General features: G+C 73.1%; 21 protein-coding genes and 1 tRNA gene. 13 read left to right on the top strand and 9 right to left on the bottom strand.

The genetic code is table 11. The features are described 5' to 3' along the window. The 6 genes from AB0P03_RS34525 to AB0P03_RS34500 all read left to right on the top strand — a co-directional run bounded on the left by AB0P03_RS34525 (position 1) and on the right by AB0P03_RS34500 (position 6840). Entirely contained in the window at positions 1–1335 is a 1335-nt protein-coding gene (locus tag AB0P03_RS34525; protein ID WP_363632523.1) for a protein phosphatase 2C domain-containing protein, read from the top strand. Positions 1336–1457: 122 nt separating this feature from the next. Continuing rightward, positions 1458–2816: a VWA domain-containing protein gene (locus tag AB0P03_RS34520; RefSeq protein WP_063349411.1), complete on the top strand. Its 1359-nt coding sequence runs from the start codon at positions 1458–1460 to the stop codon at positions 2814–2816. A gap of 73 nt (positions 2817–2889) precedes the next feature. Then, positions 2890–4131, top strand: a complete 1242-nt coding sequence (locus AB0P03_RS34515; protein ID WP_363632521.1) for an FHA domain-containing protein — start codon at positions 2890–2892, stop codon at positions 4129–4131. Positions 4132–4274: 143 nt separating this feature from the next. Further along, a complete protein-coding gene (locus AB0P03_RS34510; protein WP_363588618.1) occupies positions 4275–5192 on the top strand; it encodes an ABC transporter ATP-binding protein in 918 nt (305 codons plus the stop codon). Beyond that, positions 5189–6337 carry an ABC transporter permease gene (locus AB0P03_RS34505; RefSeq protein ID WP_363588617.1) on the top strand — a complete coding sequence of 383 codons (1149 nt, stop codon included), beginning with the start codon at positions 5189–5191 and terminating at the stop codon, positions 6335–6337. Before AB0P03_RS34510 ends, AB0P03_RS34505 begins: the two co-directional genes overlap by 4 nt. 98 nt (positions 6338–6435) lie before the next feature. Then, the gene (locus tag AB0P03_RS34500) at positions 6436–6840 is read left to right on the top strand and encodes a globin (RefSeq protein ID WP_363588615.1); all 405 of its coding nucleotides are present in this window, start codon (positions 6436–6438) and stop codon (positions 6838–6840) included. Positions 6841–6918: 78 nt separating this feature from the next. Here the strand turns inward: AB0P03_RS34500 and AB0P03_RS34495 are convergent, their stop codons facing one another. The 5 genes from AB0P03_RS34495 to AB0P03_RS34475 form a co-directional block, all read right to left on the bottom strand. Continuing rightward, positions 6919–7611 (bottom strand): hypothetical protein, encoded by a 693-nt coding sequence (locus AB0P03_RS34495; RefSeq protein ID WP_363632519.1) that lies wholly within the window; start codon positions 7609–7611, stop codon positions 6919–6921. Between the two features lie 33 nt (positions 7612–7644). Next, positions 7645–8088 (bottom strand): thioesterase family protein, encoded by a 444-nt coding sequence (locus tag AB0P03_RS34490; RefSeq protein WP_063349408.1) that lies wholly within the window; start codon positions 8086–8088, stop codon positions 7645–7647. Between the two features lie 109 nt (positions 8089–8197). Beyond that, positions 8198–9862 carry an energy-dependent translational throttle protein EttA gene (gene ettA / locus AB0P03_RS34485; protein ID WP_079135893.1) on the bottom strand — a complete coding sequence of 555 codons (1665 nt, stop codon included), beginning with the start codon at positions 9860–9862 and terminating at the stop codon, positions 8198–8200. Between the two features lie 213 nt (positions 9863–10075). After that, entirely contained in the window at positions 10076–11569 is a 1494-nt protein-coding gene (locus AB0P03_RS34480) for a Cys-Gln thioester bond-forming surface protein (RefSeq protein ID WP_363632518.1), read from the bottom strand. Positions 11570–11922: 353 nt separating this feature from the next. Beyond that, positions 11923–12522 (bottom strand): single-stranded DNA-binding protein, encoded by a 600-nt coding sequence (locus tag AB0P03_RS34475; RefSeq protein WP_363632539.1) that lies wholly within the window; start codon positions 12520–12522, stop codon positions 11923–11925. A gap of 643 nt (positions 12523–13165) precedes the next feature. Between AB0P03_RS34475 and AB0P03_RS34470 the strand changes: the two genes are divergently transcribed. Further along, positions 13166–13241, top strand: a tRNA-Arg gene (locus AB0P03_RS34470). Between the two features lie 354 nt (positions 13242–13595). Here AB0P03_RS34470 and AB0P03_RS34465 read toward each other — a convergent pair. Continuing rightward, a complete protein-coding gene (locus AB0P03_RS34465; protein ID WP_363632517.1) occupies positions 13596–14213 on the bottom strand; it encodes a TetR/AcrR family transcriptional regulator in 618 nt (205 codons plus the stop codon). Positions 14214–14320: 107 nt separating this feature from the next. Between AB0P03_RS34465 and AB0P03_RS34460 the strand changes: the two genes are divergently transcribed. After that, a complete protein-coding gene (locus tag AB0P03_RS34460) occupies positions 14321–14869 on the top strand; it encodes a GNAT family protein (RefSeq protein WP_363588605.1) in 549 nt (182 codons plus the stop codon). A 103-nt stretch (positions 14870–14972) separates the two neighbouring features. On the opposite strand, the gene AB0P03_RS34455 is transcribed toward AB0P03_RS34460, so the two are convergent. After that, on the bottom strand, positions 14973–16457 hold the full coding sequence (locus AB0P03_RS34455) for an MFS transporter (RefSeq protein ID WP_363588603.1): 1485 nt from the start codon (positions 16455–16457) through the stop codon (positions 14973–14975). Between the two features lie 151 nt (positions 16458–16608). On the opposite strand from AB0P03_RS34455, the gene AB0P03_RS34450 reads away from it, so the two are divergent. The 3 genes from AB0P03_RS34450 (at position 16609) to AB0P03_RS34440 (ending at position 18987) form a co-directional block, all read left to right on the top strand. Then, complete coding sequence (locus tag AB0P03_RS34450) at positions 16609–17298, top strand: TetR family transcriptional regulator (protein ID WP_363588601.1); 690 nt, start codon at positions 16609–16611, stop codon at positions 17296–17298. Between the two features lie 35 nt (positions 17299–17333). Further along, positions 17334–18143: an enoyl-CoA hydratase/isomerase family protein gene (locus AB0P03_RS34445; protein WP_363588599.1), complete on the top strand. Its 810-nt coding sequence runs from the start codon at positions 17334–17336 to the stop codon at positions 18141–18143. 241 nt (positions 18144–18384) lie between these two features. Then, the gene (locus tag AB0P03_RS34440; protein WP_363588597.1) at positions 18385–18987 is read left to right on the top strand and encodes a hypothetical protein; all 603 of its coding nucleotides are present in this window, start codon (positions 18385–18387) and stop codon (positions 18985–18987) included. Between the two features lie 69 nt (positions 18988–19056). Here the strand turns inward: AB0P03_RS34440 and AB0P03_RS34435 are convergent, their stop codons facing one another. Beyond that, positions 19057–20283 (bottom strand): acyl-CoA dehydrogenase family protein, encoded by a 1227-nt coding sequence (locus tag AB0P03_RS34435; RefSeq protein WP_363588595.1) that lies wholly within the window; start codon positions 20281–20283, stop codon positions 19057–19059. A gap of 127 nt (positions 20284–20410) precedes the next feature. Here AB0P03_RS34435 and AB0P03_RS34430 point away from each other — a divergent pair, with 127 nt between their 5' ends. Beyond that, on the top strand, positions 20411–21043 hold the full coding sequence (locus AB0P03_RS34430) for a TetR/AcrR family transcriptional regulator (RefSeq protein ID WP_363588594.1): 633 nt from the start codon (positions 20411–20413) through the stop codon (positions 21041–21043). Positions 21044–21128: 85 nt separating this feature from the next. Then, positions 21129–22577 (top strand): cellulase family glycosylhydrolase, encoded by a 1449-nt coding sequence (locus tag AB0P03_RS34425; RefSeq protein ID WP_363588592.1) that lies wholly within the window; start codon positions 21129–21131, stop codon positions 22575–22577. Positions 22578–22604: 27 nt separating this feature from the next. Here the strand turns inward: AB0P03_RS34425 and AB0P03_RS34420 are convergent, their stop codons facing one another. After that, a complete protein-coding gene (locus tag AB0P03_RS34420) occupies positions 22605–24629 on the bottom strand; it encodes a M3 family metallopeptidase (protein WP_363588590.1) in 2025 nt (674 codons plus the stop codon). Between the last annotated feature and the right edge of the window lie 30 nt (positions 24630–24659).

Here is a 24659-nt window from a genome sequence, read left to right as displayed (position 1 = left end):
ATGCCGCAGCAGACCGTGTGCCCGAGCTGTTCCGAACCGCTGGAGCCGGAGGACGCCTACTGCGGCGCCTGCGGCGCCAGCCGGGACGGCCGGACCGCCCCGGGCGCGATGCCCGCGAACTGGGCCACCGCCCGGGCCGAGGGCGTCCCGCCCCAGCACGGGCCGGTCTGCGCGCACTGCGGGCTGCCGCAGGTCACCGCGGACGGCTACTGCGAGGCGTGCGGCGGCGCCCAGCCGCGCCCGCGCGACCACATGGAGAAGTCCCTCGCGGGCGTCGCCGGGGTCAGCGACCGCGGCGTGCGCCACCACCGCAACGAGGACTCCTTCACCATCGCCGCCACCTCGCTGCCCGGCGGCGAGCCGGTCGTGGTCGCCGTGGTCTGCGACGGCGTCTCCTCCTCCGACCGGCCGGACGAGGCCTCCGAGACCGCCGTCGACGCCGCCTCCGAGTCGCTGCTGAGCGCCCTGGAGGCGGGCCGCGAACCCACCGCCGCCATGCGCCAGGCCATCGCCGACGCCGCCGGGGCCGTCGCCGACCTCGCCCAGGCCGGCCCCGGGCCCGCCCGGCCCGACCTCAACGCGCCCGCCTGCACCTACGTCAGCGCCATAGCCTCCGGCGGCCGGATCACCATCGGCTGGGTCGGCGACACCCGCGCCTACTGGATCCCGGACGACCGCGCCGGCGCCGAGCCCTTCCGGCTCACCCAGGACGACTCCTGGGCGGCCCGGATGGTCGAGGCCGGGCTGATGAGCGAGGCCGAGGCGTACGCCGACCCGCGCGCCCACGCGATCACCGGGTGGCTCGGCGCCGACGCCGAGGAGGTCGTCCCGCACACCCTCGACTTCACGCCGCACGTCCCCGGGGTGCTGCTGATCTGCACCGACGGGCTGTGGAACTACGCCGAGGCCGCCACCGACCTGGCGTACTTCGTCCGGCCGGACGCCCGCACCGAACCGCTCGCGGCGGCACAGACCCTGGTGAAGTTCGCGATCGCCGCCGGCGGCCACGACAACATCACCGTCGCCGTCCTGCCGATCGACCCGCCGGCCGCGGGCGCCGCTGCCGGCGTCGGTGCCGGTGCCGAGGACCAGGGCGAGGACGAGGACGACCCCCGGACCGCCACCGCGCTCGACCTGCCGCTGATCACCGCGGCGGGTGCCAGGCGCGCCGCCGAGGAGGACGAGGACTACGAGCCGACCCTGCCGGACCTCCCGGTGATCGGCTCCCCCGCCGCCCCGCTGCCCCCCGCCGCCCCGCCGGCGCCCCCCGCACCGCCCACCGCTCCCGCCGCACCCACCGTCCCCCCGCAGCCGCCGCACCCGCCGACGGCCTGACCGGACGCCGCCCGCCCGGGGCCGACCCCGGCGGTCACCCGGCCCGCCGGCCCGCCCCCGACGCGGCCGGCCCCCACCGACCGATCCGTACCGACGACCCTTCCGACGGGAGCCACCGGCCCATGGCAACACTGGCGAAGCCGAACCTGCCCAGGTTCGACGTGGAGATCTTCCAGAACGAGTACCTTGCCGACGGCGCCCGCGAGGTCAACGCCATCGTCACGGTCACCGCGACCGGCGGCGGCACCTCCGGCGGCCGCCCGCTCGGCATCGCCGACGCGGGCGGCCCGCAGAGCGCCGACACCGCCGCGGCCGTGGTGATCCTGGTGGACTGCTCGGGCTCGATGGACTACCCCAAGACCAAGATCAACGGCGCCCGCGAGGCCACCGCCGCCGCCATCGACGCGCTGCGCGACGGCACCGCCTTCGCCGTGGTCGCCGGCACCCACGAGGCCCGCGACATCTACCCCGGCGACGGCACCCTCGCCACCGCCTCCGCCACCACCCGCGGCCACGCCAAGGAGTCCCTGCGCCGCCTCACCGCCGCCGGCGGCACCGCGATGGGCACCTGGCTGGCCAAGGCCGACAAGCTCTTCCTGACCCGCCGCGACATCGCCATCCGGCACGCCGTCCTGCTCACCGACGGCAACAACGAGCACGAGTCGGCGGTCGACCTGGAACGCGCCATCGAGCGGGTCACCGGACACTTCACCGCCGACTGCCGCGGCGTCGGCACCGACTGGCGGATCGACGAGCTGCGCAAGATCTCCTCGGCGCTGCTCGGCACCGTCGACATCGTCGCCGAACCCTCCGGCCTGGCCGAGGACTTCCGCTCGATGATGGCCGGCGCCATGGGCAAGCAGGTCGCCGACGTCGCGCTGCGGATCTGGACCCCGGCCAACGCCGCGGTCAAGTTCGTCAAGCAGGTCGCGCCCGCGGTCGAGGACCTCACCGCCCGGCGCGCCGAGGCCGGCCCCCGGGCCGGCGACTACCCCACCGGCTCCTGGGGCGACGAGAGCCGCGACTACCACGTCTGCGTCGAGGTCCCGGCCGCCTCCATCGGCAACGAGATGCTCGCCGCCCGGATCAGCCTGGTGCTGCCCCCGCAGGTCGGCAGCGGCACCCCCGAGGTGCTCTCCCAGGGCCTGGTCAAGGCGGTGTGGACCGACGACCTGGCCTCCTCCACCCGGATCAGCCCGCAGGTCGCCCACTACACCGGGCAGGCCGAGCTGGCCTCCTCCATCCAGGAGGGCCTGGAGGCCCACCGGGCCGGGGACGTCGACACCGCCACGTCCAAGCTGGGCGCCGCCGTCCGGATCGCGCACGCGACCGGCAACGAGGGCACCTACAAACTGCTGCAGAAGGTGGTGGACGTGGTGGACCCGAAGGAGGGTACGGTTCGGTTCCGTAAGAACGTGAGCGAGGCCGACTCGATGACCCTTGAGACCCGGTCGACCAAGACGGTGCGTGTGAAGAAGTGACCGCTGAAGACGTGACCGGGCCGACGACCCGGTGCGACGCCGCCCCAAGCCGGCTCGATGTGAGGGGGAACTGATGCCGATCTGCCCGAGGGGCCACGAGTCGCAGGCCGAGGACTGGTGCGACTTCTGCGGCTTCCCGATGACTCCGCCGGCCCCGACGCCGCCCGGAGCCCACCCGGGAGCCCACGGGGCCCACGGGGCCCACCCGGGGGCGTACGGCTCCCACCCGGTGCCCGGGGCACCCGCCTCGCCCGAGGCACCCGACTCGTTCGAGCAGTCCAGGCACCCGGACCACCGCGGCACGCCCTACGGCGCGCCGCTGTCGCCTCCGCCGATGCCGCCGGGGAGCGTCCCGCCGCAGCCCGGCGCGATGCCGCCGCCACCGGCCCAGGGCCACCCCAACCTGACCGAGGGCCTGACGGTCTGCCCGATCTGCCGCAGCCCGCAGACCGGACGGTTCTGCGAGGAGTGCGGGTACGACTACGAACTCTCCACCCCCTCGCGCCGCCAGCCGCCGCCGCTGAACATCCCGGCGGCGTACGGCGGCGCACCGGCCACCCAGCCGCCGTTCGGCCAACCGCCGTACGGCCAACCGCCCCTCCCGCAGCAGCCACAGCCGCAGCACCCCCAGCACCCCCAGCACCCGCAGCAGGCCCCCGCCCCCGCGCACACCTACGGCTACCCTCCCTCCCTGCCCGCCAACGGGCAGGAGGGGCCCACGCCGGAGGGCGCGTTCCCCGAGGCCCCCGTCCGCGAGGACTCCGGCCCGGTGTACGCCGAGCCCCCCGGACCGAACAACCGCGGCGGCGACTTCGGCACCTCGTTCCACCTCGCCCCGCCGCATCAGCAGCAGCCGCAGCAACCCCAGCAGCCGCAACCGACGGCCGCCCCCGCGAAGCCGCTCCGGGCCAACTGGATCGCGGTGGTCTCGGCCGACCGCGAGTACTTCACCGAGATGATGGCCCGCAGCGGCCCCGAGGCGGCCGGCCTGTTCTTCCCGCCGTACTGCCCCGAGCGGCGCATCCCGCTGACCGGCCGCGGCCAGCTGCGGATCGGGCGGCGCAGCCAGCACCGCGGCACCGTGCCGGAGATCGACCTGTCGGTGCCGCCGGAGGACCCGGGCGCCTCGCACCAGCACGCGATGCTCGCCGAACAGGCGGACGGCAGCTGGGTCCTGGTGGACCAGGACTCGACCAACGGCACCACCGTGAACGGCGGCGCGGAGCCGATCGCCCCGCACACCGCCGTGCCGCTGAACGACGGCGACCGGATCCACATCGGAGCCTGGACGACGATCACGGTGCACCGCGCCTGAAAGGCCGTCGGCAATAACTCCGGCCGGGCCGGGCGGAATTCAACTTCCGCCCGGCCCGGCTTGTTCCCGATTCCTCAAACGATCCACAAATTCGTCGCCACCGACGTGCACAGGGACCTTCGCAAGCCCTAGGCTCAGGCCACATGACTGCAGCTATATCCGCCGACGGCATCCGTCAGCGGTACGGGGACGTGCAGGCCGTCGACGGGGTGTCCCTCACCGTCGAGGCCGGCGAATTCTATGGAATCCTGGGCCCCAACGGCGCCGGGAAGACCACCACGATGGAGATCCTGGAAGGCGTCCGCAAGCCGGACGAGGGCCGGGTCGAGCTGCTGGGACTGGCGCCCTGGCCGCGCAATCCGAAACTGCTGCCGCGCATCGGCGTGCAGTTCCAGGCCTCCGCCTTCTTCCGGAAACTGACGGCCCGGGAGACCATCCGCACCTTCGCGTCGTTCTACGGGGTCGGCCCCAAGCGGGCCGACGCGATGCTGGAGCGGGTCGGCCTGACCGACAAGGCCGACGTCATGACCGACCAGATGTCGGGCGGTCAGGCGCAGCGCCTGTCGATCGCCTGCGCGCTGGCCCACGACCCGGAGATCGTCTTCCTGGACGAGCCCACCACCGGCCTCGACCCGCAGGCCCGGCGCAACCTCTGGGACCTCCTGCGGGACATCAACGGCGAGGGCCGCACGGTCGTCCTGACCACCCACTACCTGGACGAGGCCGAGGTGCTCTGCGACCGGGTCTCGATCATGGACCACGGGAAGATCCTGCACACCGGCGCCCCGGCGACGCTGATCCGCGAGATCGACGACACCGTCCGGATCAGCATCGCGTCCGGCCAGCTGTCCGTCGAGCGCGCCCGTGACCTGCTCACCACGGCCGGCGCCGACATCGCCGCCCTGGAGGACGACAGCGTCTCGCTCTCCGTCTCCACCCGCCTCCCGGCCCCGGTCCTGAGCGTCCTGGCCGAGCAGAACGCGCTGCGCGGCCTCGAAGTGCGCGGCGCCACCCTGGAGGACGTCTTCCTCCAGCTGACCGGACGGGAGTACCGCGCATGACCGCCAGCACGTCCACCGAGCCGAAGACCCCCGCCCGGCGCGACGGGTCGAGCGGCGGCGCGAGCGCCGAGCGGGAACGGGTCAGCGCGTTCTGGAGCCTGTCCCGCGCGATGCTGCTCGGCATGAAGCGCGACCGCACCGCGACCTTCTTCATCCTGCTCTTCCCGCTGGTGTTCCTGGTGTTCTTCGGCACCGTGGGCAAGGGCTCCGGCAGCCCGCACGCCAAGGTGGCGCAGGTCGGCGCGGTGAAGCTGTTCGACTCGATCCAGGGCGAGGGCCGGGTCGACCTGGACAAGGTCCTCACCATCACCAGGACCGACGACGCGGCCGCCACACTGGAGAAGGTCCGCAAGGGCGACTTCGACGCGATGATCGAGCAGGGCCCGGACGGCAAGGTCGAGCTGCGCTTCAGCGCCGCCGACACGGTCCGTGCCGGCGCGCTCCAGGGCATCGTCAACTCGGTGGTCCAGAGCGCCAACCAGGCCGCCACCGGCCAGAAGCCGGCCTACGTGCTGGACGCCCAACAGGTAGAGGACCAGTCGCTCAAGCCGATCCAGTTCCTCACCCCCGGCCTGCTCGGCTGGGCCGTCGCCACCGGCGCGGTGTTCGGTGCCGCGCTGACCCTGGTCGGGTGGCGCAAGAGCAAGGTGCTGCGCCGGCTGCGGCTGGCCCCGGTGAGTGCGGGCACGGTCATCAGCTCCAGGATCCTGGTCTCGCTGCTGACCTCGCTCCTCCAGACCACCGTCTTCCTGACGGTCGCCACCAACTTCTTCGGGCTCAAGCTCACCGGCAACTGGTGGCTGGTCATCCCGCTGGTGGCCTGCGCGACGCTCGCCTTCATGTCGATCGGCCTGCTGGCCGGTTCGGTCGCCAAGACCGAGGAGGCGGCCAACGGCATCTCGCAGATCATCGTGCTGCCGATGTCCTTCCTGTCCGGCGCGTTCATCCCGCTGGACAGCGCGCCCGGCTGGCTGGAGACCATCTCCAAGGTCATGCCGCTGCGCTACCTGGTGACGGCCGCCCAGTCGGTGCTGACCCGCGGCGGCGGCGTCATGGACGCCCTGCCCACCATGGGCGGGCTGCTGCTCTTCGCGGCCGTGCTGACCGGCGTCGCCTGGAAGCTGTTCAAGTGGGAGGACGTGTGACCGCCGCCCCGGTCGCCTGAGCCCCGACACACGCCCTGCGGGGTCGTACGCCTTTGGTCCCGGTGTACGACCCCGTCGGCGTCTGCGACCATGGTCGGGTGAAAGAGATCCGGCGAGGAACGTTCAGCGAGGAGACCTTCTTCGACCAGGTCGGCGGCGAACCGACCTTCCGGCGACTGGTCCACCGGTTCTACCAGGGCGTCGCCGAGGACGAGTTGCTCCGGCCGATGTACCCCGAGGAGGACCTCGGCCCGGCCGAGGAGCGGATGGCCCTGTTCCTGATGCAGTACTGGGGCGGCCCGCGCACCTACAGCGAGCAGCGCGGCCACCCCCGGCTGCGGATGCGGCACGTGCCGTTCAAGGTCGACCGCGCCGCGCACGACGCCTGGCTCAGGAACATGCGGGCCGCCGTGGACGACCTGGCCCTGCCGGCCGAGGCCGAGCAGCAGCTCTGGGAATACCTCACCTACGCCGCCGCCTCGATGATCAACACCCCGGGCTGAGCCCCGGGCCGGGCCCGGTCACCGGATCGGGCTGAGCCCCGGGCTGGGTTACCGGAGCGCGCTGAGCCCCGGGCTGGGTTACCGGAGCGCGCTGAGCCCCAGCCCCGCGCCGGGCGCGGCCGCCGTCCGGACCGCCACCGAACCGGCCGGGGCGCTCAGCCGCAGCCAGCCGCCCGCCCGGTGCACGGTGAGCGGGGCCCCGGGCTTCAGGAAGCCGATCACGTACGCCGCGTGCACCGCCCGCAGCGGCAGCTCCGGCAGCACGGAGACCGGGCGGGACCAGATCTCGTCGGCCAGCGCGTCCAGCACCGCACGGCCGCGGTGGTGCGCCGGGACGGCCTCGCTGCGCTCACGGAACTCCCGCACCCCGGCCATCAGTTCCGGGTACACCTCGGCCGCCGGCGGCGCCCCGACCGGCCGCCAGCCGGTGCGCGGCGGCAGCAGCCCGGCCCAGGCCGGTCCGGTCACCGGGGCGGGCAGCTCGACGGCACCCGTCCCGGCGTCCACGCCGTCCAGCAGCTGGCCCGCCGAGACCGTCAGATCGGTCGGCTCGGCCGGCCCGGTCAGCCGGGCGGTGCGGATCGCCAGCGCGCCCGAACCGCCCAGCGGCAGCCGGCCGAAGACCGCCAGCACGCCGTCCTCCCCGGCCGGGGCCACCGCCTGCAACCGGACGGCCGCCGCCCTGTCGAAGCGCAGCAGGCGCAGCAGGAACGCGGAGAGGTCGGCGGCCTCCCCGGCGTCGGTGAGGGCGAGGCGGGCGGTGATGGTCAACGCGGGTCAGCTCGAATCGTCGGAGGTGGGTGCTCAGGCGGCGACTACGGCGGGCTCCTCGTCCATGAAGCGGGACAGGAACTCCCGCTCCACGGGCGAGATCCGGCGCGGCCGGCCCTCCGCCAGGTCGTAGGGCACGACCACGGTGGACGCCTGGACGTACACCGTCTCGGTGCCGTCCTCGGCGACGTCCTTGATCTCGTAGGACACGGTCAGCGAGGCGCCGCCGATGCGGGTCACCCTGGTCTCGACGGTGACCGGCTCCGGCCGGTGCACCAGCGGGCGCTTGTAGTCGATCTCGTGGCGGGCCACCACCGAGCCGCCCGCGAACTCCCCCGCCCCGGCCTCGGCGGCCTGGGTGAACATGAAGTCGATCCGGGCCTCCTCCAGGTAGCGCAGGAAGACCACGTTGTTGACGTGGCCGAACGCGTCCATGTCGGACCAGCGCAGCGGGCAGGCGTAGATGTGGCGGGCCACAGGTGTTCTCCTCGACGTCCGGTCGCCCGCCGCCGTGCGGTGGCGGCGGGCCGGCGGCCGGCAGGCCGCCCCGAGGGGCAGTCTGCCGGGCCGCCGTGACGGCTGGGTGTCAGCCGCGGGTCAGCTTCTTGTACGTGGCCCGGTGCGGGCGGGCCGCGTCGGCGCCGAGCCGCTCGATCTTGTTCTTCTCGTACGACTCGAAGTTGCCCTCGAACCAGAACCACTTGCTCTCGCCCTCGTAGGCGAGGATGTGGGTGGCCACCCGGTCCAGGAACCAGCGGTCGTGGGAGATGACCACGGCGCAGCCGGGGAACTCCAGCAGGGCGTTCTCCAGCGAGGAGAGCGTCTCGACGTCGAGGTCGTTGGTGGGCTCGTCGAGGAGCAGCAGGTTGCCGCCCTGCTTGAGGGTGAGCGCCAGGTTCAGGCGGTTGCGCTCACCGCCGGACAGCACGCCGGCCGGCTTCTGCTGGTCCGGGCCCTTGAAGCCGAAGGCCGACACGTAGGCGCGGGACGGCATCTCGACCTGGCCGACGTTGATCCAGTCCAGACCGTCGGAGACGACCTCCCAGAGGGTCTTCTTCGGGTCGATGTTGGCACGGCTCTGGTCGACGTAGCTGATCTTGACGGTCTCGCCGACCTTGACCACGCCGGAGTCCGGGGTCTCCATGTCCTGGAGCATCTTGAACAGCGTGGTCTTGCCGGCGCCGTTGGGGCCGATGATGCCGACGATGCCGTTGCGCGGCAGGGTGAAGCTGAGGTCGTCGATCAGGATCTTCTCGCCGAAGGCCTTGGAGAGGTTCTCCACCTCGATGACGATGCTGCCCAGACGCGGGCCCGGCGGGATCTGGATCTCCTCGAAGTCCAGCTTCCGCATCTTGTCCGCCTCGGCCGCCATCTCCTCGTAGCGGGCCAGACGGGCCTTGGACTTCGCCTGGCGGCCCTTGGCGTTGGAGCGGACCCACTCCAGCTCCTCGCGGAGCCGCTTGGCGCGCTTGGCGTCCTTCTGGCCCTCGACCTTGAGGCGGGACTGCTTGGACTCCAGGTAGGTGGAGTAGTTGCCCTCGTAGCCGATGGCGCGGCCGCGGTCGAGCTCCAGGATCCAGCCGGCCACGTTGTCCAGGAAGTACCGGTCGTGGGTGACGGCGACGACGGTGCCGGGGTACTTGGCCAGGTGCTGCTCCAGCCAGTTCACCGACTCGGCGTCCAGGTGGTTGGTGGGCTCGTCGAGGAGCAGCAGGTCGGGGGACTCCAGCAGCAGCTTGCAGAGCGCCACGCGGCGCTTCTCGCCACCGGAGAGCTTGGTGACCGGCCAGTCGCCGGGCGGGCAGCCCAGCGCGTCCATGGCCTGCTCCAGCTGGGCCTCCAGGTCCCACGCGTTGGCGTGGTCCAGGTCCTCCTGGAGCTTGCCCATCTCGTCCAGCAGGGCGTCCGAGTAGTCGGTCGCCATCAGCTCGGCGATCTCGTTGAAGCGGTTGAGCTTCCCCTTGATCTCCTTGACGCCGTCCTCGACGTTCTCCAGGACGGTCTTGGTCTCGTCGAGCGGCGGCTCCTGGAGCAGCATGCCGACGGTGAAACCGGGCGAGAGGAAGGCGTCGCCGTTGGAGGGGTGCTCCAGGCCGGCCATCATCTTCAGCACGGTGGACTTGCCCGCGCCGTTGGGGCCCACGACGCCGATCTTCGCCCCGGGGAGGAAGCTGAGCGTCACGTCGTCAAGGATGACCTTGTCTCCGTGCGCCTTGCGCACCTTGCGCATCGTGTAGATGTATTCCGCCACGTGAGATCGCTCCGGCGTCGTCGGGAGTATTCGGCTTGCAGCCTTCCATTGTGCCGCACCCGGCCGGGAGCCCCGAACGCCCGGTGTGCCCCACGGGGGTATCCGCAGCGCGGGGTTGAACGGCGAAGGCCCGGCCCCCGCAGCGGGTGCGGGGGCCGGGCCGGGTGCCGTCAGGGCCTCAGGAGGTCAGCGCCTCCGGGCCTGCGGGGCGGTTCAGGCGGCGGTGCGACCGTGGCGGCCACGGCGGCGCAGGACGAAGACCGCGGCGCCACCGGCCAGGACCAGGCCACCGGCGACGGCGGCGAGGATCGGGGTCGAGTCACTGGCACCGGTCTGGGCCAGGCCACCGGTGCCCGGGGCGGAGCTGGTCGCGGCCGGGCTCGGGTGCGCGCCGGCGGCGGTGCTGGCACCGGCCGACGGGGTGCCGGCCTGGCTCGGGGTGCCACTCGGGGTGCCGGTCGGGGCGGTGCTCGGGGCGGTGCTCGGGGTGCCGGTCGCGGCCGGGGTCGACGGGCCGGAGGTCGGCGGGGTCACGCCGGTCTTGCAGTCCAGGACGCCCTTGAACTCCTTGGCGAAGCCGTTCGGGCCGGTGACGTTGATGTCGTAGGCGGCCTTCTCGGCGACCGGGACGAGCACGTTCTCGGTCTTGCCCGGCTGGACGGTCAGCTGCTTGCCCGGCTTGACCGTGACGGTGGCGGCCTCGTCACCGCCGTTGGTGACGGTGACGCGCACGCCGTTGTTCTCGCACTCGACCTGGGCGGTGCTGTCGACCAGCGCGCCCGCGCCCTGCTTCCAGGTGGCCTTGGCGCCGGCGGAGACGCTGAGCTTGCTGGAACCGGCCAGGATCATGCTCTGGCTGTGCCGCTTCGGGTCGTAGCCCTCGCTGAGGAAGACCCGGCCGCTGGGCACGACGGTGTCGGCGGCGGCGGCGAGGGCGACCGAGCCGTCCGGGGTGCCGGCCGGCACGTCCAGGAACAGCTGGGTGTCCTTGATCGGACCGGTCAGGGTGGCGCCGACCGGCTTGCCGTCCTTGTCCACCACCTTGACCTTGTCGGCGGCGTCACCGGTGACGGTGAGCTTCACCTCGGCCGCGCTGGACTTGAGGGTGAAGGGGCCGAGCTTGTTGCCGGACTTGCCGGAGACGGAGTCCGGGTTGAGGGTCAACGAGGGGTTGGGCTCGGCGGCGATGCCCTTGTTGGCGTCGCCGAGCAGGTAGTCGCGCAGCTTCTTGGCCTTGGCGTTGCGCGGGGTGGCGTTCTTGTTGTCCGAGAACTTCCAGATCGCGGCCTGGGTGCCCGCGGCGGCGTCCTCGGCGGTCAGGCCGTCGACGCCGACGGTCTTGCCGAGCGCCGTCAGGTCCTTGACCTGCGGGTAGGAGTTCTCCAGGATCCAGCGGATCTTGGAGGCCGCCTCGACCTTGTTCTTGCCGCCGAGGGAGCTCGACTTCCAGTCCGACTCCTGGTACTTCGCTGCGCTGTCCAGGTAGACCGGGTTGTCGAAGTCGATGCAGTAGGTCTGGATCTCGCCGTTGGACGTCTTGAGGGTGAACAGACCGCCGTCGACGGTCCCCTTGCCCTCGACGTCGATCTTCTCGCCCAACATCGTGTTCTGGAGGACGGCCTTGACGCCCGCACCCGGGGTGTCCGCCGCGGCCGCCGCACCGGCCGCGAACAGGCCCCCGCCCAACACCAGGCTGGTCGTGAGCATGACAGTGGTTATGCGGGGGAGACTCCGCGCCTGCCTCTGGAACATCTGGGATCCCTCCGGGCCGGGCCGCACCGATGGACAGCCCGCCGACTTGCCGTGCCGCGCGCGCCCCCTGTGGCGCTGCTGCGGGTATGAACCAGACGAATCCTATTGAGCCCCGCAGGCCCCGAAACCCCCATGCGAAATCAGGACGATTCCGTATCTGGATCGTTATCAACCCCCTCAGTTTCGACACAAGCTGACGATCAGCCAGAATCTCCTCGCGACTTTTCGTTATCCGGGCGAGATTGCGCGTGCGGGAGCAACAACAGTCTCGATCAACATATTTGTCGACAGTTAAGGTCATCGACCCGTCAGATCAGCGCAGCCTGCTCGCCACCTCCCCGCTCCCCCTCGGCCACCCGCCCCCGCTCCCCCGCCTCCGCCTCCGACACCCCACCCGACACCGGCCGCACCGGCGGCGGGGGCTCCGGCGGGCGCGGCGCCGAGGCCACCGCCGAGGCCTTCCGCGCCTCCAGCGCGTCGGCGATCCACCCCGGCACCACCCCTCCGCCGGCCTGCGCCCCGGCCGGCCCGGCGGCGCCCGGCGGCTGCCCGCGCACCCCCGCCGCCCAACGGAACGCCGAGGTACCACGGGTGAGGTCGTGTCCGACCGATCGGGCGTCGATCTCGGCCCCGGTGCGCTTCACCTCGCCGTCGATCCACTCCCGCAGCCGCAGCCGACCACTCACCAGCACCGGATCCCCCTTGGCGAGCGAACCGATCAGGTTGACCGCGAGCCCCCGCCAGGCCGTCACCGTCAGCCACTGCGTCTCGCCGTCCGCCCAGCACTCGCGCTGCCGGTCGTACCGGCGCTCGGTGCAGCCGAGCCGGAACTTGGCCATCGGCACCCCGCTGCCCGTTTCGCCGTAGGTCACCTCCGTCGCGACAATGCCGACGATCGTCACCTGCATCTCGTTCACAGCGCACTCTCCGTTCTCGCCGATGCACCGTACGGAATCGACCGGCGCGCGTTGAGAGTGTGCTTCGCGGGAAATCCCCGCCAGAGAGTTCTGAAATCCTGTGGACAACTCGATGCCTCGGAAAACCGACGTCACTCGCAGGGGTGAATTTCGGCCTTTCGGCACCTCTTCGCGCCCATCTCATCGCGGCCATGACAACAAACCGACTGCTCGTCGCCCCCAACCGACACGCCCCGGAACAGCGCCGGCCGACCGTCCGCGCACGTCATCCGACCGGAGGAAGCCGAATACGGCCCCCCACCCGCACCGGTGACGACACATTCTCCGTGCCGAATCCATAACGGGTGGGGCGGCAGCCCCGTAACGACTGCACAACGTCCGGCTCGGAACACTCCCAGACCGCTGCACTCACGGCGTTCACCTGCGATTATCGGACCGCTCCACCGAACCGACACACCAACGGCGGTGTCGTCACACTCGGCCGAGGAACTGGGCACCCTTATCCTGTCCCCGACAGGGCGAGGGCCCACCGACCCCCACCCCCACCCTCACGGTACGGGGCCGGACACGCGCGCCCCCAGCGCTCGTCGCCCGACCCGGCCACGGTCACGCCCGCCCGGGCGCAGCCCGTCCCGCCCCCATAGCTCAGCGGATAGAGCACCCGCCTTCTAAGCGGTAGGTCGCAGGTTCGAATCCTGCTGGGGGCACCACCTCGCCATTCCCGCAGGCCGCCAGGCCGGCGGCCGCATTGCCCGGCCGCCACGGGCTCCCGGAAATCCCGTCCGCACGCCGCCCGATTGCCCGTACCCACCGCACCTAACCCGTGACTATCCGTGTCATGGCCACTGCGATAACCGGCCGATCCGGATGACCGCCACTACGGACCGGATGCGGGAGAAGACCCGAACAACCGAAATTCCGGGCGAATCACGCCCCGGGGACGATCCGCCCCACCGACCCGGCCGGGAACCGCTCGGTCGCGAACCCGGCCGGCCGCCCGGCCCGTGATCGCGAACCCAGCCAGCCGCTCGGCCGGTGGTGGCGAGCCTGCCGGCGGTGGCGAGTCAGCCGGCGGTGGCGAGCCCGGCCAGGTAGGCGTCCAGCAGAGCGGTCTGCCGCTCGGGCGGGAACTCCGCCGGGGCGAACAGCACCTGCACCACCAGGCCGAGCGCGAAGGCCTGCGCGGCGGTCGCGAGCGCGGCGGCGTCGGCCCCGGCCGGGAGCTCCCCGAGCCGCTGAGCGTCCGCGACGTGCACCGCGAGGGCCTCGCGCGAGCGGGCGTAGCGACCCGCGTGCGCGGCCGCGAGCGCGGGGTCCGACAGGGCGACGTCCCAGGAGCCGACCCAGATCCGGTTGCCGGCCACCGCCGCCCCGTCCAGCGGCAGGACGTCGAGCAGCGCGGCCCGCAGCCGGGCCAGTCCGGGGGGCGGCGGCGGGGTGCCGTCGGCGGGGGCGGTGCGCCGGGGCCGGGAGCCGGAGCGCCGGTCGAGCTCGTCCAGCGCGTGGCTCAGCAGGGCCCGTTTGTTGGGGAAGTAGTGCGTCAACAGGCCGGTGGAGGCGCCCAGTTCGGTGGCCACGGCACGCAGGGTCAGCCCTTCGAAGCCGCGACTGGAGAGCACCCGCCACACGCCCTCGGACACTTCCAGGCGGCGGGCGTCATGGTCTCCACGGGCCGGTGTCATGGGGGTCATCGTACATACCAAACGTTTGTTATGTATGGTTCCCAGCACACCGCGCATCCCGTGAACCGTGCATCCCGTGAACCGTGCATCCCGTGAAAGGCCAGCCCATGTTTGCCGTACCGCTCGCCGAGAACGCCGAACTGCGCCCGCTGGAGCCGTGGCAGGCGACCGAGTTCCTGGCCCACATCGACCGCGCCCGCGCCCACACCGACCCGTGGATCCCCTGGGCCACCCGCTCCACCGACCTCGACTCCGCCCGCGCCACCCTCCAGCGCTACGCCGACCAGCAGGCCGCCGACAGCGGCCGGATCTACGGCATCTGGCGGGACGGCACGCTGGTCGGCGGCGTGATGTTCGTGAGCTTCAACGCCCAGAGCGGCGTCTGCGAGATCGGCGCCTGGACCGAGCCCGCCGGCGAGGGCGGCGGACTGATCACCGCCGGCGTCCGGCGGCTGCTCGACTACGCCTTCACCACCCGCGGCCTGCACCGCGCCGAGTGGTGGTGCTCCGCCGGCAACGCCCGCAGCCGGGCCGTCGCCGAGCGGGTCGGCATGACCCTGGACGGCACCCTGCGCGAGTGGTACCCGCACAACGGGGTCCGCCACGACAAGCAGATCTGGTCGATCCTGGCCCCGGAGTGGACGCCCGGGGCCTGACCGGACGCGGCGGGGTCCGGTGGACACCCCCGTGTCCCACCGGACCCCGCCGCTCCCCGGGCCGTCGCCCCCGGGCCCCAGCCCCTCAGGCCGCTCAGGCCCCTCAGGCCGCCAGCACCGGCGGCTCCGCCGCCGCCACCGTCCTGGGCACCCGCAGCGCGAGCAGCAGGACCAGCACCAGCAGGCCGCCGGCCGACAGGAACACCACGTCGACCGCGTCCGTGAAGCTGCGCAGCGCGTGCTCGCGGGCCGCGCCGCCGAGCGTCCGGACGGCGCCGAGCGGCAGGCCGGGCTCGCCGTCCGCGAAGGCCCGGGCCAGCACGGTGCCGAAGAGCGCCGCGCCGAGCGCACTGCCGAGGGTCTGGAAGAAGCGGATCCCGGTGGTCGCGACGCCGAGCTGGTGCCGGGGGACGGACTCCTGCACCACCGTGACCAGCTGGCCGATCAGCTGGCCCATCCCGAAGCCCAGCAGGACGAGTTCGCCGCAGACCGCCCAGAGCCCGGTGGTCGGGCCGCTGAGGCCGAGCAGGAGCAGGGCGATCGCCGCACAGCCCGCGCCGGCCACCAGGAAGGTGCGCTCCGCGTGGCCGCGGGCGGTGAGCCGGCCGGCCAGCAGGCCGACCGCCGTCATCCCGCCCGCCATCGGGATCAGGTAGAGGCTGGCCGAGGTGGGGTCGATGCCGCGGGCGATCTGCAGGTAGAGCATCACGTAGACGATCGAGCCGGTCATGCCCATCCCGACCAGGCCCTGGATCGCGAAGCCGAGGCGCACCACGCTGATCCGGAACAGCGACAGCGGCAGCACCGGCTCGGCGGCGGTGGCCTGGCGCCACACGAAGAGGCCGAGCGCGGCCAGGGTGGCGGCGACGAGCCCGAGGATCACCGGGGAGGTCCAGGCGTAGTCCTTGCCGCCCCACTCGGTGACCAGCAGCAGCCCGGTCGCGAAGGCGGCGGCGAGGGCCGCACCGAGGAAGTCCAGGCTGCGGCGGCCGGCCGCCGGCGGCAGCTTGATCACCAGGGCGGTGCCGACCAGGACGAGCAGGCCGAGCGGCAGGTTGATGTAGAAGATCCAGCGCCAGCTGAGGTGGTCGGTGAACAGCGCCCCGATCAGCGGGCCGACCGCCATGCCGATGCCCGCGACGACCCCGCCCATCGCGCCGCCCTTGCCGCTGCCGCGCTCGGCCGGGTCCTTGAGGTGGGCGATGACCACCATGGTGACGCTCATCAGCCCGCCGCCGCCGATGCCCTGGACGGCCCGGAAGGCGATCAGCTGGCCCATCGACTGCGCGAACCCGCAGAGCGCCGAGCCGACCAGGAAGGTGCCGACCGCGCCGAGCAGCACGCGCTTGGCGCCGTACAGGTCGCAGAGCTTGCCGTAGAGCGGCAGCAGCGCGGTCGCGGCGAGAGCGAACGAGCTGATCAGCCAGGGCAGTCGGTCGATGCCGTGGACGGGGTCGAGCTCCCGGACGATCGGCACGGTGGCCGCGGACACGATGTTCATGTCGAGCACGGCCAGCACGATCGTGACCAGGCAGAGCAGCATGCCCAGGTTGCGCTGGGCCGGTGTCATCAGGGCAGCGGGTGCCATCGGTAAGTCCCCCCAGGGTCGGTGGAGTTCGGGCCGGGCCGGTGCGGCCGGCGGCACGTCCTCACCATGGCAGTTTTTTTATACCTGGTCAATTCTTAAGCTCGGCTCAATCTTTATCCTGGTCGATCTTTGATCCTGGTACAGTCGAACCATGGCGACGCACACCGGCTTCAGCCCCGACGACGACCGCGACCTCGACGCCCTTCCGCTGCGCGAGCGCAAGAAGATCCAGACCGGCATCCGGATCTGGCGCACCGCCATCGGGCTGTTCGCCGAGCGGGACTTCGACCAGGTCTCGGTGGCCGAGATCGCGGCCGCCGCCGAGGTGTCCAAGATGACCGTCTTCAACTACTTCCCCACCAAGGAAGACCTGGTCATGGCCCCCATGGAGCAGCACCTCGACGAGCCGGCCCGGGTGGTCCGCGAACGCGCCCCCGGCACCTCGGCGGTGGCGGCGCTGCGCGAGCAGTACCTCGCCGCGCTGGAGCAGCACGACCCGGCCACCGGGTTGAGCAACGAACCGCTCGTGCTCGACGTGGTCCGGCTGATCCACCGCACACCGGCCCTGGCGATGCGCGCCACCGCCGGCTTCGGCCGGCACGCGCAGGGCCTGCTGACCACCGAACTCCTCGCCCAGGACCCGGCCCACGACGAGCTCACCGCACAGATCGCCGCCGCCCAACTGCTCGCCGCCCGACTGGCCCTGACCACCGAGAACCAGCGCCGGATGCTGACCGGCGAACGCGCCGCGGCCGCCCTGCCCGGCGCCCTCGACCGAGCCGCGCGCGCCTTCGCCCTGGTCGAGGGCGGCCTCGGAGACTACTGCGCCGTCGCCTCCTGAGAGAGTGGGCGCACCACGACCGCCCGGAGGTGCGCATGGACCAGCCGCTGCTCACGCGGGACCGCTCCGCCCTGCCAGCCCACGCCGAGGGCCTGCACGCGTACGTCGGCGAGGACGGCGTCGCCGTCCTGGAGTTCGCCCGACCGCACCGGCGCAACGCGGTGACCCTGGAGATCTGGCAGGCGCTGCCGAAGGTGCTGCTGCGCCTCGCCGAGCAGCCGGGGGTGCGCGCCCTGCTGGTCACCGGCGCCGGCGGCACCTTCAGCGCGGGCGCGGACATCGCCGAACTCGCCGAGGTGTACGGCGATCCGGAGCACGCGGACGCCTACCACGCGGTCAACGTCGCCGCCGAGGAGGCGCTGGCGGCCTTCCCGCACCCGACCGTCGCCGTGGTGCAGGGCGCCTGCGTGGGCGGCGGCTGCCAGCTGGCCGTCGCGTGCGACCTGCGGTTCGTCGCCGAGGACGCCCGGCTGGGGATCACCCCGGCCAAGCTCGGCGTGGTCTACCCGGCGGTACCGACCGTGCGGCTGGCCCGGCTGGTCGGCCCGGCCCGCGCCAAGTACCTGCTGTTCTCCGGCGAGTTGGTGACGGGCCGCGACGCGCTGCCGCTGGGCCTGGCGGAGCGCGTCCTGCCGGGTGCCGAACTGGACGCCGCGGCACTGGAGTTCGCCCGGCTGCTGACCCGGCGCTCGGCCCAGACCATCGGCGCGGTGAAGGCCGCGCTGGCCGTCCCGGCCGAGCGGGCGGCACAGGCGCTGGCGCCCTGGGAGCGCCGTTCCCGGGAGACCTCGGACGTGTCCGAGGGGCTGGCCGCTTTCCTGGAGGGCCGCCCGGCGCGGTTCTGACCGGGGCCGGGCGCCAGGTCCGGACGTCGACTTCGACCGGGACCGGACGTCGACTCCGACCGGGACCGGGCCCCGGGTCCGGGCACCGGCCGCGAGGACGGGCTCGCGTACGATCATCCGATCGGTGCCGGGCCGTCCCGACGCCCCCGCCCTGACGCCCCCGTCACGCCGACCCGTCACGCCGATCCCTCGCACCGCCCCTTCACGCCGACCCCTTTGCGCACCCGGAGCACACACCCCGATGACGACCGAGGCCACGACCGCCCCCACCAGCCGGACGACCTGGGCCCGCCGGGTCACCGACGGCGTCGAGCCGAAGAACGTCATCATCGCGATGCTCCCGCTGATGGGCGTCATCCGCTACGGCTGGACGGGCCTCGGCTGGGCGGCCTTCGCGGCCCTGTTCGCGGCCGTCATCCCGACCATGTTCATCCAGCGCGGCATCCGCAAGGGCACCCTGGAGGACCGCCACGTCGGCCATCGGCAGCGCCGGCTGACCGTCATCCCGTTCATCATGGGCTCGGTCGCGACCAGCTTCGCCGTGATGCTCTGGCTGGACGCCCCGGCCGACCTGACCGCGATGGTGCTGGCGATGTTCGCCTCGCTGGTCCCGATCCTGGTGATCACCGTCTGGTGGAAGGTCTCCGTGCACACCGCCGTCGCCGCCGGCGCGGTGGTCTGCCTCGGGATCGCGCTCGGCCCGCTGTGGCTGCTGCTCGCCCCGCTGGTCGCGGCGATCGGCTGGTCCCGGGTGGTGCTGCGGGACCACACCACCGCGCAGACCATCGTCGGCGCGGCGGTGGGCGCGCTCACCGCCGGACTCGCCTTCTGGGCGGCCCGGTAGCCCGACGGGCCGCCGGCCCGACAGCCCGGTAGCCCAGCGGGCTCAGCAGGCTCGACGGGCTCGACGGGCTCAGCGGATCGGCATCCCCGAGATCGCCCGCGCGATCACCAGCCGCTGGATCTCGCTGGTCCCCTCGAAGATCGAGTAGATCGCGCTGTCCCGGTGCATCCGCTCCACCGGGTACTCCCGGGTGAAGCCGTTGCCGCCGAGGATCTGCATCGCCTGCGCGGTGACCCACTTGGCCGTCTCGCCCGCGTACAGCTTGGACATCGAGCCCTCGGCCGCGGTGAACGGCTGGTTGTTGGCCGCCATCCAGGAGGCCCGCCACACCAGCAGGCGGGAGGCGTCGATCCGGGTCTTCATGTCGGCGAGCTGGAAGGCCACGCCCTGGTTGTCGATGATCGGGCGGCCGAACTGCTCGCGGGTCCTCGCGTAGTCCAGCGCCACCTCGTACGCGGCCCGGGCGATGCCGATCGCCTGCGCGCCGACGGCCGGCCGGGAGGCCTCGAAGGTGGCCATCGCCGCGTTGCCCCTGCCCCCCGGGCGCTTGACCCCCTCGCGGGCCCGGGCCAGCCGCTCGTCCAGCTTCTCCTTGCCGCCGAGCAGGCAGCTGCCGGGCACCCGGACGTCGTCCAGCACCACCTCTGCGGTGTGCGAGGCGCGGATGCCGTGCTTCTTGAACTTCTGGCCCTGGCTCAGTCCGGGGGTGCCCGGCGGGACGACGAAGGAGGCCTGGCCCTTCGCCCCCAGCTCCGGGTCGACGGTGGCGACGACGACGTGGACGGCGGCGATCCCGCCGTTGGTGGCCCAGGTCTTGGTGCCGTTGAGCACCCACTCGTCCTTGGCCCCGTCGTACACCGCCCGGGTGCGCAGCGCGGAGACGTCGGAGCCGGCGTCGGGCTCGGAGGAGCAGAACGCGGCCACCTTGAGGTCGTCCGGGGTGCCGAACATCTGCGGGGTCCAGGTGCCGATCTGCTCGTCGGTGCCGTTGGCGAGCACCGCGACGGCGGCCAGCGTGGTGCCGACGATGGACAGCCCGATGCCCGCGTCGCCCCAGAACAGCTCCTCCATGGCGATCGGGATGCCGACGCCGGAGGGGTCGAAGTACTGCTGGGCGTAGAAGTCCAGCGAGTAGATGCCCAGCTTGGCGGCCTCCTGGATGATCGGCCAGGGGGTCTCCTCGCGCTCGTCCCACTCGGCCGCGGCGGGGCGGACGACGTCGGCGGCGAAGCCGTGCAGCCAGTCGCGTACGGCGAGCTGGTCCGCGCCCGGGTCCAGCGAGAACGTGCTGCTCATGGTGCTTGCCTCCGAAGAAGGGGTACGGCCGACCAGGGGGGTTACCTCGGGTAACATCGTCGGAGTCTGCTACTGATTGGTAACTGGTGTCAACGCCCGGTCAGACCCCGACCCCGAGGAGCAGCACATGTCCCGAGAGCCCCGCCGCGAGCAGCTGCTCAACGCCGCCGACCGGGTCATCCAGCGGGACGGCCCGACCGCCAGCATGAACGCCATCGCCGCCGAGGCCGGCATCACCAAACCGATCCTCTACCGCCACTTCGGCGACCGGAACGGCCTGATCACAGCCCTCACCGAGCGCCACACCGGCGGCCTGCTGGCCGCCGTCCGGGCCGCCCTCGCCGCACCGCTGGAGCGCCGCGACCGGGTCGAACACGTCCTGGACACCTACCTGGCCGGGATCGAGGCCCGCCCGCAGGTCTACCGGCTGCTCACCCACCCCGAACCGGGCGACCCGAGCGGCGCCGGCACCGCGCTCGCCCCCGCGCTGCGGCAGATCGCCGCAGAGATCACCCGGGCCGTGCAGAGCCAGGTCGACCTCGGCGCGGACCGCGAGCTGCTCGCCGAGGCCTGGGGTCGGGGCATCACCGGCATGGTGCTGGCGGCCGGCGACTGGTGGCTGGAGACCAGACCCTGCTCACGCACCCGCATGGTGCAGGCGCTCGCCGACCTGCTCTGGGGCCGCCTGGCCGCCGCCGCGGACCTGCCCACCCCCGCCACCCCGGCCCCGACCCCGGCCTCGACCCCGGACGCCGACTGAACTCCCCTTCCGCGCAAGGCCCTTGTGCGACACGCGGTACCGCGGGCATCATCGGGCCCCCACCCCCGCGCCGTACGAGGTCCCGATGCGCCTGCGCCGCACCGCCGCCGCCCTGCTGCTCGCCGCCACCACGGCCCTCACCGCGGCCCCCGCCACCCCCGCCGCCGCGCACACCGGCCCGCCCGCGCGGTTCCCCACCGCGACGGCCACCGGCCCCGACGGCCGCACCGCCTTCACCGACGCCCAGGGCCGCCGCCTCCAACTGCGCGGCTTCAACCTCGACAAGTACGCCGAGACCACCGAGGCCGACCTCAAGTCCCTGGCCGCACAGGGCTTCACCCTGATCCGGGTGGCGGTCTCCTGGAACAGGCTGGAGCCCGTCCGCGGCCGCCTCGACCCGGCCGAACTGCACCGGCTGCGCCAACTCCTCGGCTGGGCCGACCGGTACGGCCTGCTCGCCCTGATCGACCTGCACCAGGACGTCTACGGGCCGGCGTTCGGCGGCGGCGACCGCGGCATCCCGCCCTGGGCCACCCGGGACGACGGCCTGCCGTTCACCCCCGACCCGAACGACTGGTTCGCCGGCTACTTCCAGCCCGCCGTCCAGGCCGCCTTCCGCCACCTCTACGACGACCCCGACCTGCGCGCCTGGCAGGCCGACTTCTACACCCGGCTCGCCCTCGAACTGCGCGGCCACCGCTCGCTGCTGGGCTACGACCTGTTCAACGAGCCGTTCGGCCCGGTGGACGGCGACCCGAGCGACCCGGCCGTGCTCGCCACCGCCTCCGCCGCCCTCGAACAGGGCCGGCTCGCCGACATGTACCGCCGCCTGATCGCCGCCGTGCGCCGGGTCGACCATCGCGCCTGGCTGCTCGTCGAACCCACCGTCCTGGTCGGCCAGGGCGTGCCCACCCGGCTGCCCGGCTTCGACGACCCGCGCCCCGGCCCGCCCCGGCTCGGCTACGCACCGCACTTCTACGACACCGCGGTCGAGAACGGCGCCGACTGGGACCCGGCCGACGGCTTCGTCGAGCGCTACACCGCCGCCGTCACCGCCTACCCCGCCGCCCACCGCCTGCCCGTCCTGGTCGGCGAATGGGGCCCGCCCGACTCCCGCAGGCCGGGCAACACCCTGCTGGTCCGCCGGCAGGTCGCCGCGATGGACGGCTTCGCCGAGGGCTGGACCATGTGGTACTGGTGCCGCGGCACCGGCGGCTACTGCGCGCTCGACCCGGCCGGGCGCCCCGCCCCCGGCGACGAGCCCGCCTTCGGCCCGTACCCGGCGGCCGTCGCCGGGACGGACGTGCGCACCGACGCCGCCACCGTCCGCTGGAGCGCCGACGGCACCCGGCACGGCAGCGAACTCGTCCTGCCCCCGGCGGCGTTCCCGCACGGCGCCGAGGTCACCGCCACCCCCGCCGCCGCCCGCGTCGACGTCGAGCAGCCGGCCGGCGGGCGGGCCGGCACCGTCCGGATCCGCCTCCCGCACGCCCGCCCGGGCACCCCGGTGACGGTCACGGTCACACCGCGCTGACCGCCACCGGGGCCGCCCGGGAGGCGCCTAGAGCAGGCCCCGCCGCGCCAGCAGCGGACCGGTCTCCGGCGCCCGGCCGACCACCGCGCGGAAGGACTCCAGCGGGTCCCGGCCGTAGCCGCGCGCCAGCAGCTCGCGCCGGAACAGCTCGCCGCTCTCCCGCACCGCGCGCCCGTTGCCCTCGAACCACTGCACGGTGTCGGCGTCCAGCACCTCCGACCAGATGTACGCGTAGTACCCGGCGCTGTAGCCGCTGGCGAAGACGTGCTGGAAGTACGCCGTCCGGTAGCGCGGCGGGATCGCCGGCACCGCGATCCCGGCCTCCGCCAGCGCCCGTGCCTCGAACTCCTCGGCGTCCGCGATCTCCCGGCCCTGCGGCACGGTGTGCCAGGCCCAGTCCAGCAGCGTCGCCGCGAGGTACTCCACCGTCCGGAAGCCCTCCCCGAAGCCCTCGGCCGCCACCATCCGCTCGACCAGATCGGCCGGCAGCGGCTCCCCGGTCACGTGGTGGCGCGCGTAGTTGGCCAGCACCTCCGGCCGGACCATCCACATCTCGTTGACCTGCGAGGGGAACTCGACGAAGTCCCGGGGCACCGAGGTGCCCGCGAACAGCGGGTACCGCACGTCCGAGAACAGCCCGTGCAGCGCGTGCCCGAACTCGTGGAAGAGCGTGCGCACCTCGTCCCAGGCCAGCAGCACCGGCTCGCCCGGCGCCGGGCGGGCGATGTTCAGGTTGTTGAGCACCACCGGCCGCCGACCGGTCAGCCCCGACTGGCTCACCAGCTCGTCCATCCAGGCACCGCCGCGCTTGGACGCCCGGGCGTGGAAGTCGCCGATGAACAGGCCCAGCGAACCGCCGTCCTCCTCGAACACCTCGAAGACCCGCGCGTCCGGGTGGTGGGCCGTCAGGTCCGGCCGCTCGGTGAAGGTCAGCCCGTACGCCAGCCCCGCCGCGAAGAACACGCCGTCCCGGAGCACCCGCTCCAGCTCGAAGTACGGGCGCAGCACCGCCGCGTCCACCTGGTAGGAGCTCTGCCGGACCTTCTCCGAGTAGTACGCCCAGTCGTGCGCGGCGATCTCCTCGATCCCGTCCGCCGCCGCCAGTTTGGCCAGCTCGGCGGCCTCCCGGCGGGCATTGGCCACCGCCGGACCCACCAGCCGGGCCAGCAGCCCGGACACCGCCTCCACCGTGCCTGCGGTCTCGTCCTCCACCACGTACGCGGCGTGGCTCGGGTGCCCCAGCAGCGCGGCCCGCTCGGCGCGCAGCCCGGCCATCCTGATCGCCAGCGGGCCGTTGGCCGCCAGGCCCCGGTCGAGCGAGGCCGCCAGCAGCCGCTCGCGCACCGACCGGTCGGTCAGCCGGGCCAGTTCGGGCTGGCCGGAGGTGCTCTTCAGGGACAGCGCGAACCGGCCCTCGTACCCGAGCACCCGGGCGTTCTCCGCAGCGGCGGCGACCTCGTCCGCGGACAGCCCGTCCAGTTCCTCGGCCGCGTCCACGACCAGCGCGGCGGCCTTGGTGGCGGCGTTGACGTTCTGCTGGAACGTCGTGCCGAGCGCGGCGAGTTCGGCGTTCAGCTCGCGCAGCCGGGCCTGCTCGGCCTCGCCCAGCCGGGCGCCGGAGCGGACGAAACGGGTGTGCCGGGTCTCCAGCAGCCGCAGCGACTCCGGGTCCAGACCCAGCTCGGCGCGGCGCCCGTACAGCTCCTCGATCCGCGCGAACAGGGCGCGGTCCAGGTGGATCGCGTCGTGGTGCGCGGCCAGCAGCGGGCTCACCTCGGTCTCCACCTCGTCGACCAGCTCGCTGGTGTCCGAGGCCGACTGGTTGCGGAACACCGCGTCCACCCGGCGCAGCAGCTCCCCGGAACGCTCCAGGGCGACCAGGGTGTTGTCCGGCGTCGGCGGCCGCGGATCCGCGGTGATCGCCGCGATCTCGGCCAGCTGCTCCGCCATCCCGCGCTCGTACGCGGGCAGGAAGTGCTCCGGCCGGATCTCGGCGAAGGGCGGCAGTTCGTAGACCAGGGGGCTGGGCTTGAAGAACGGGTTCTCGGTCATTTCGCCGACCCTACGCGGTGTCACCCACCC

The organism is Kitasatospora sp. NPDC088779 (genome assembly GCF_040685395.1).
GTDB lineage: Bacteria > Actinomycetota > Actinomycetes > Streptomycetales > Streptomycetaceae > Kitasatospora.
The sequence above is the reverse complement of the archived record's forward strand: the minus strand, read 5'-3'. Positions and strand labels throughout refer to the sequence as shown.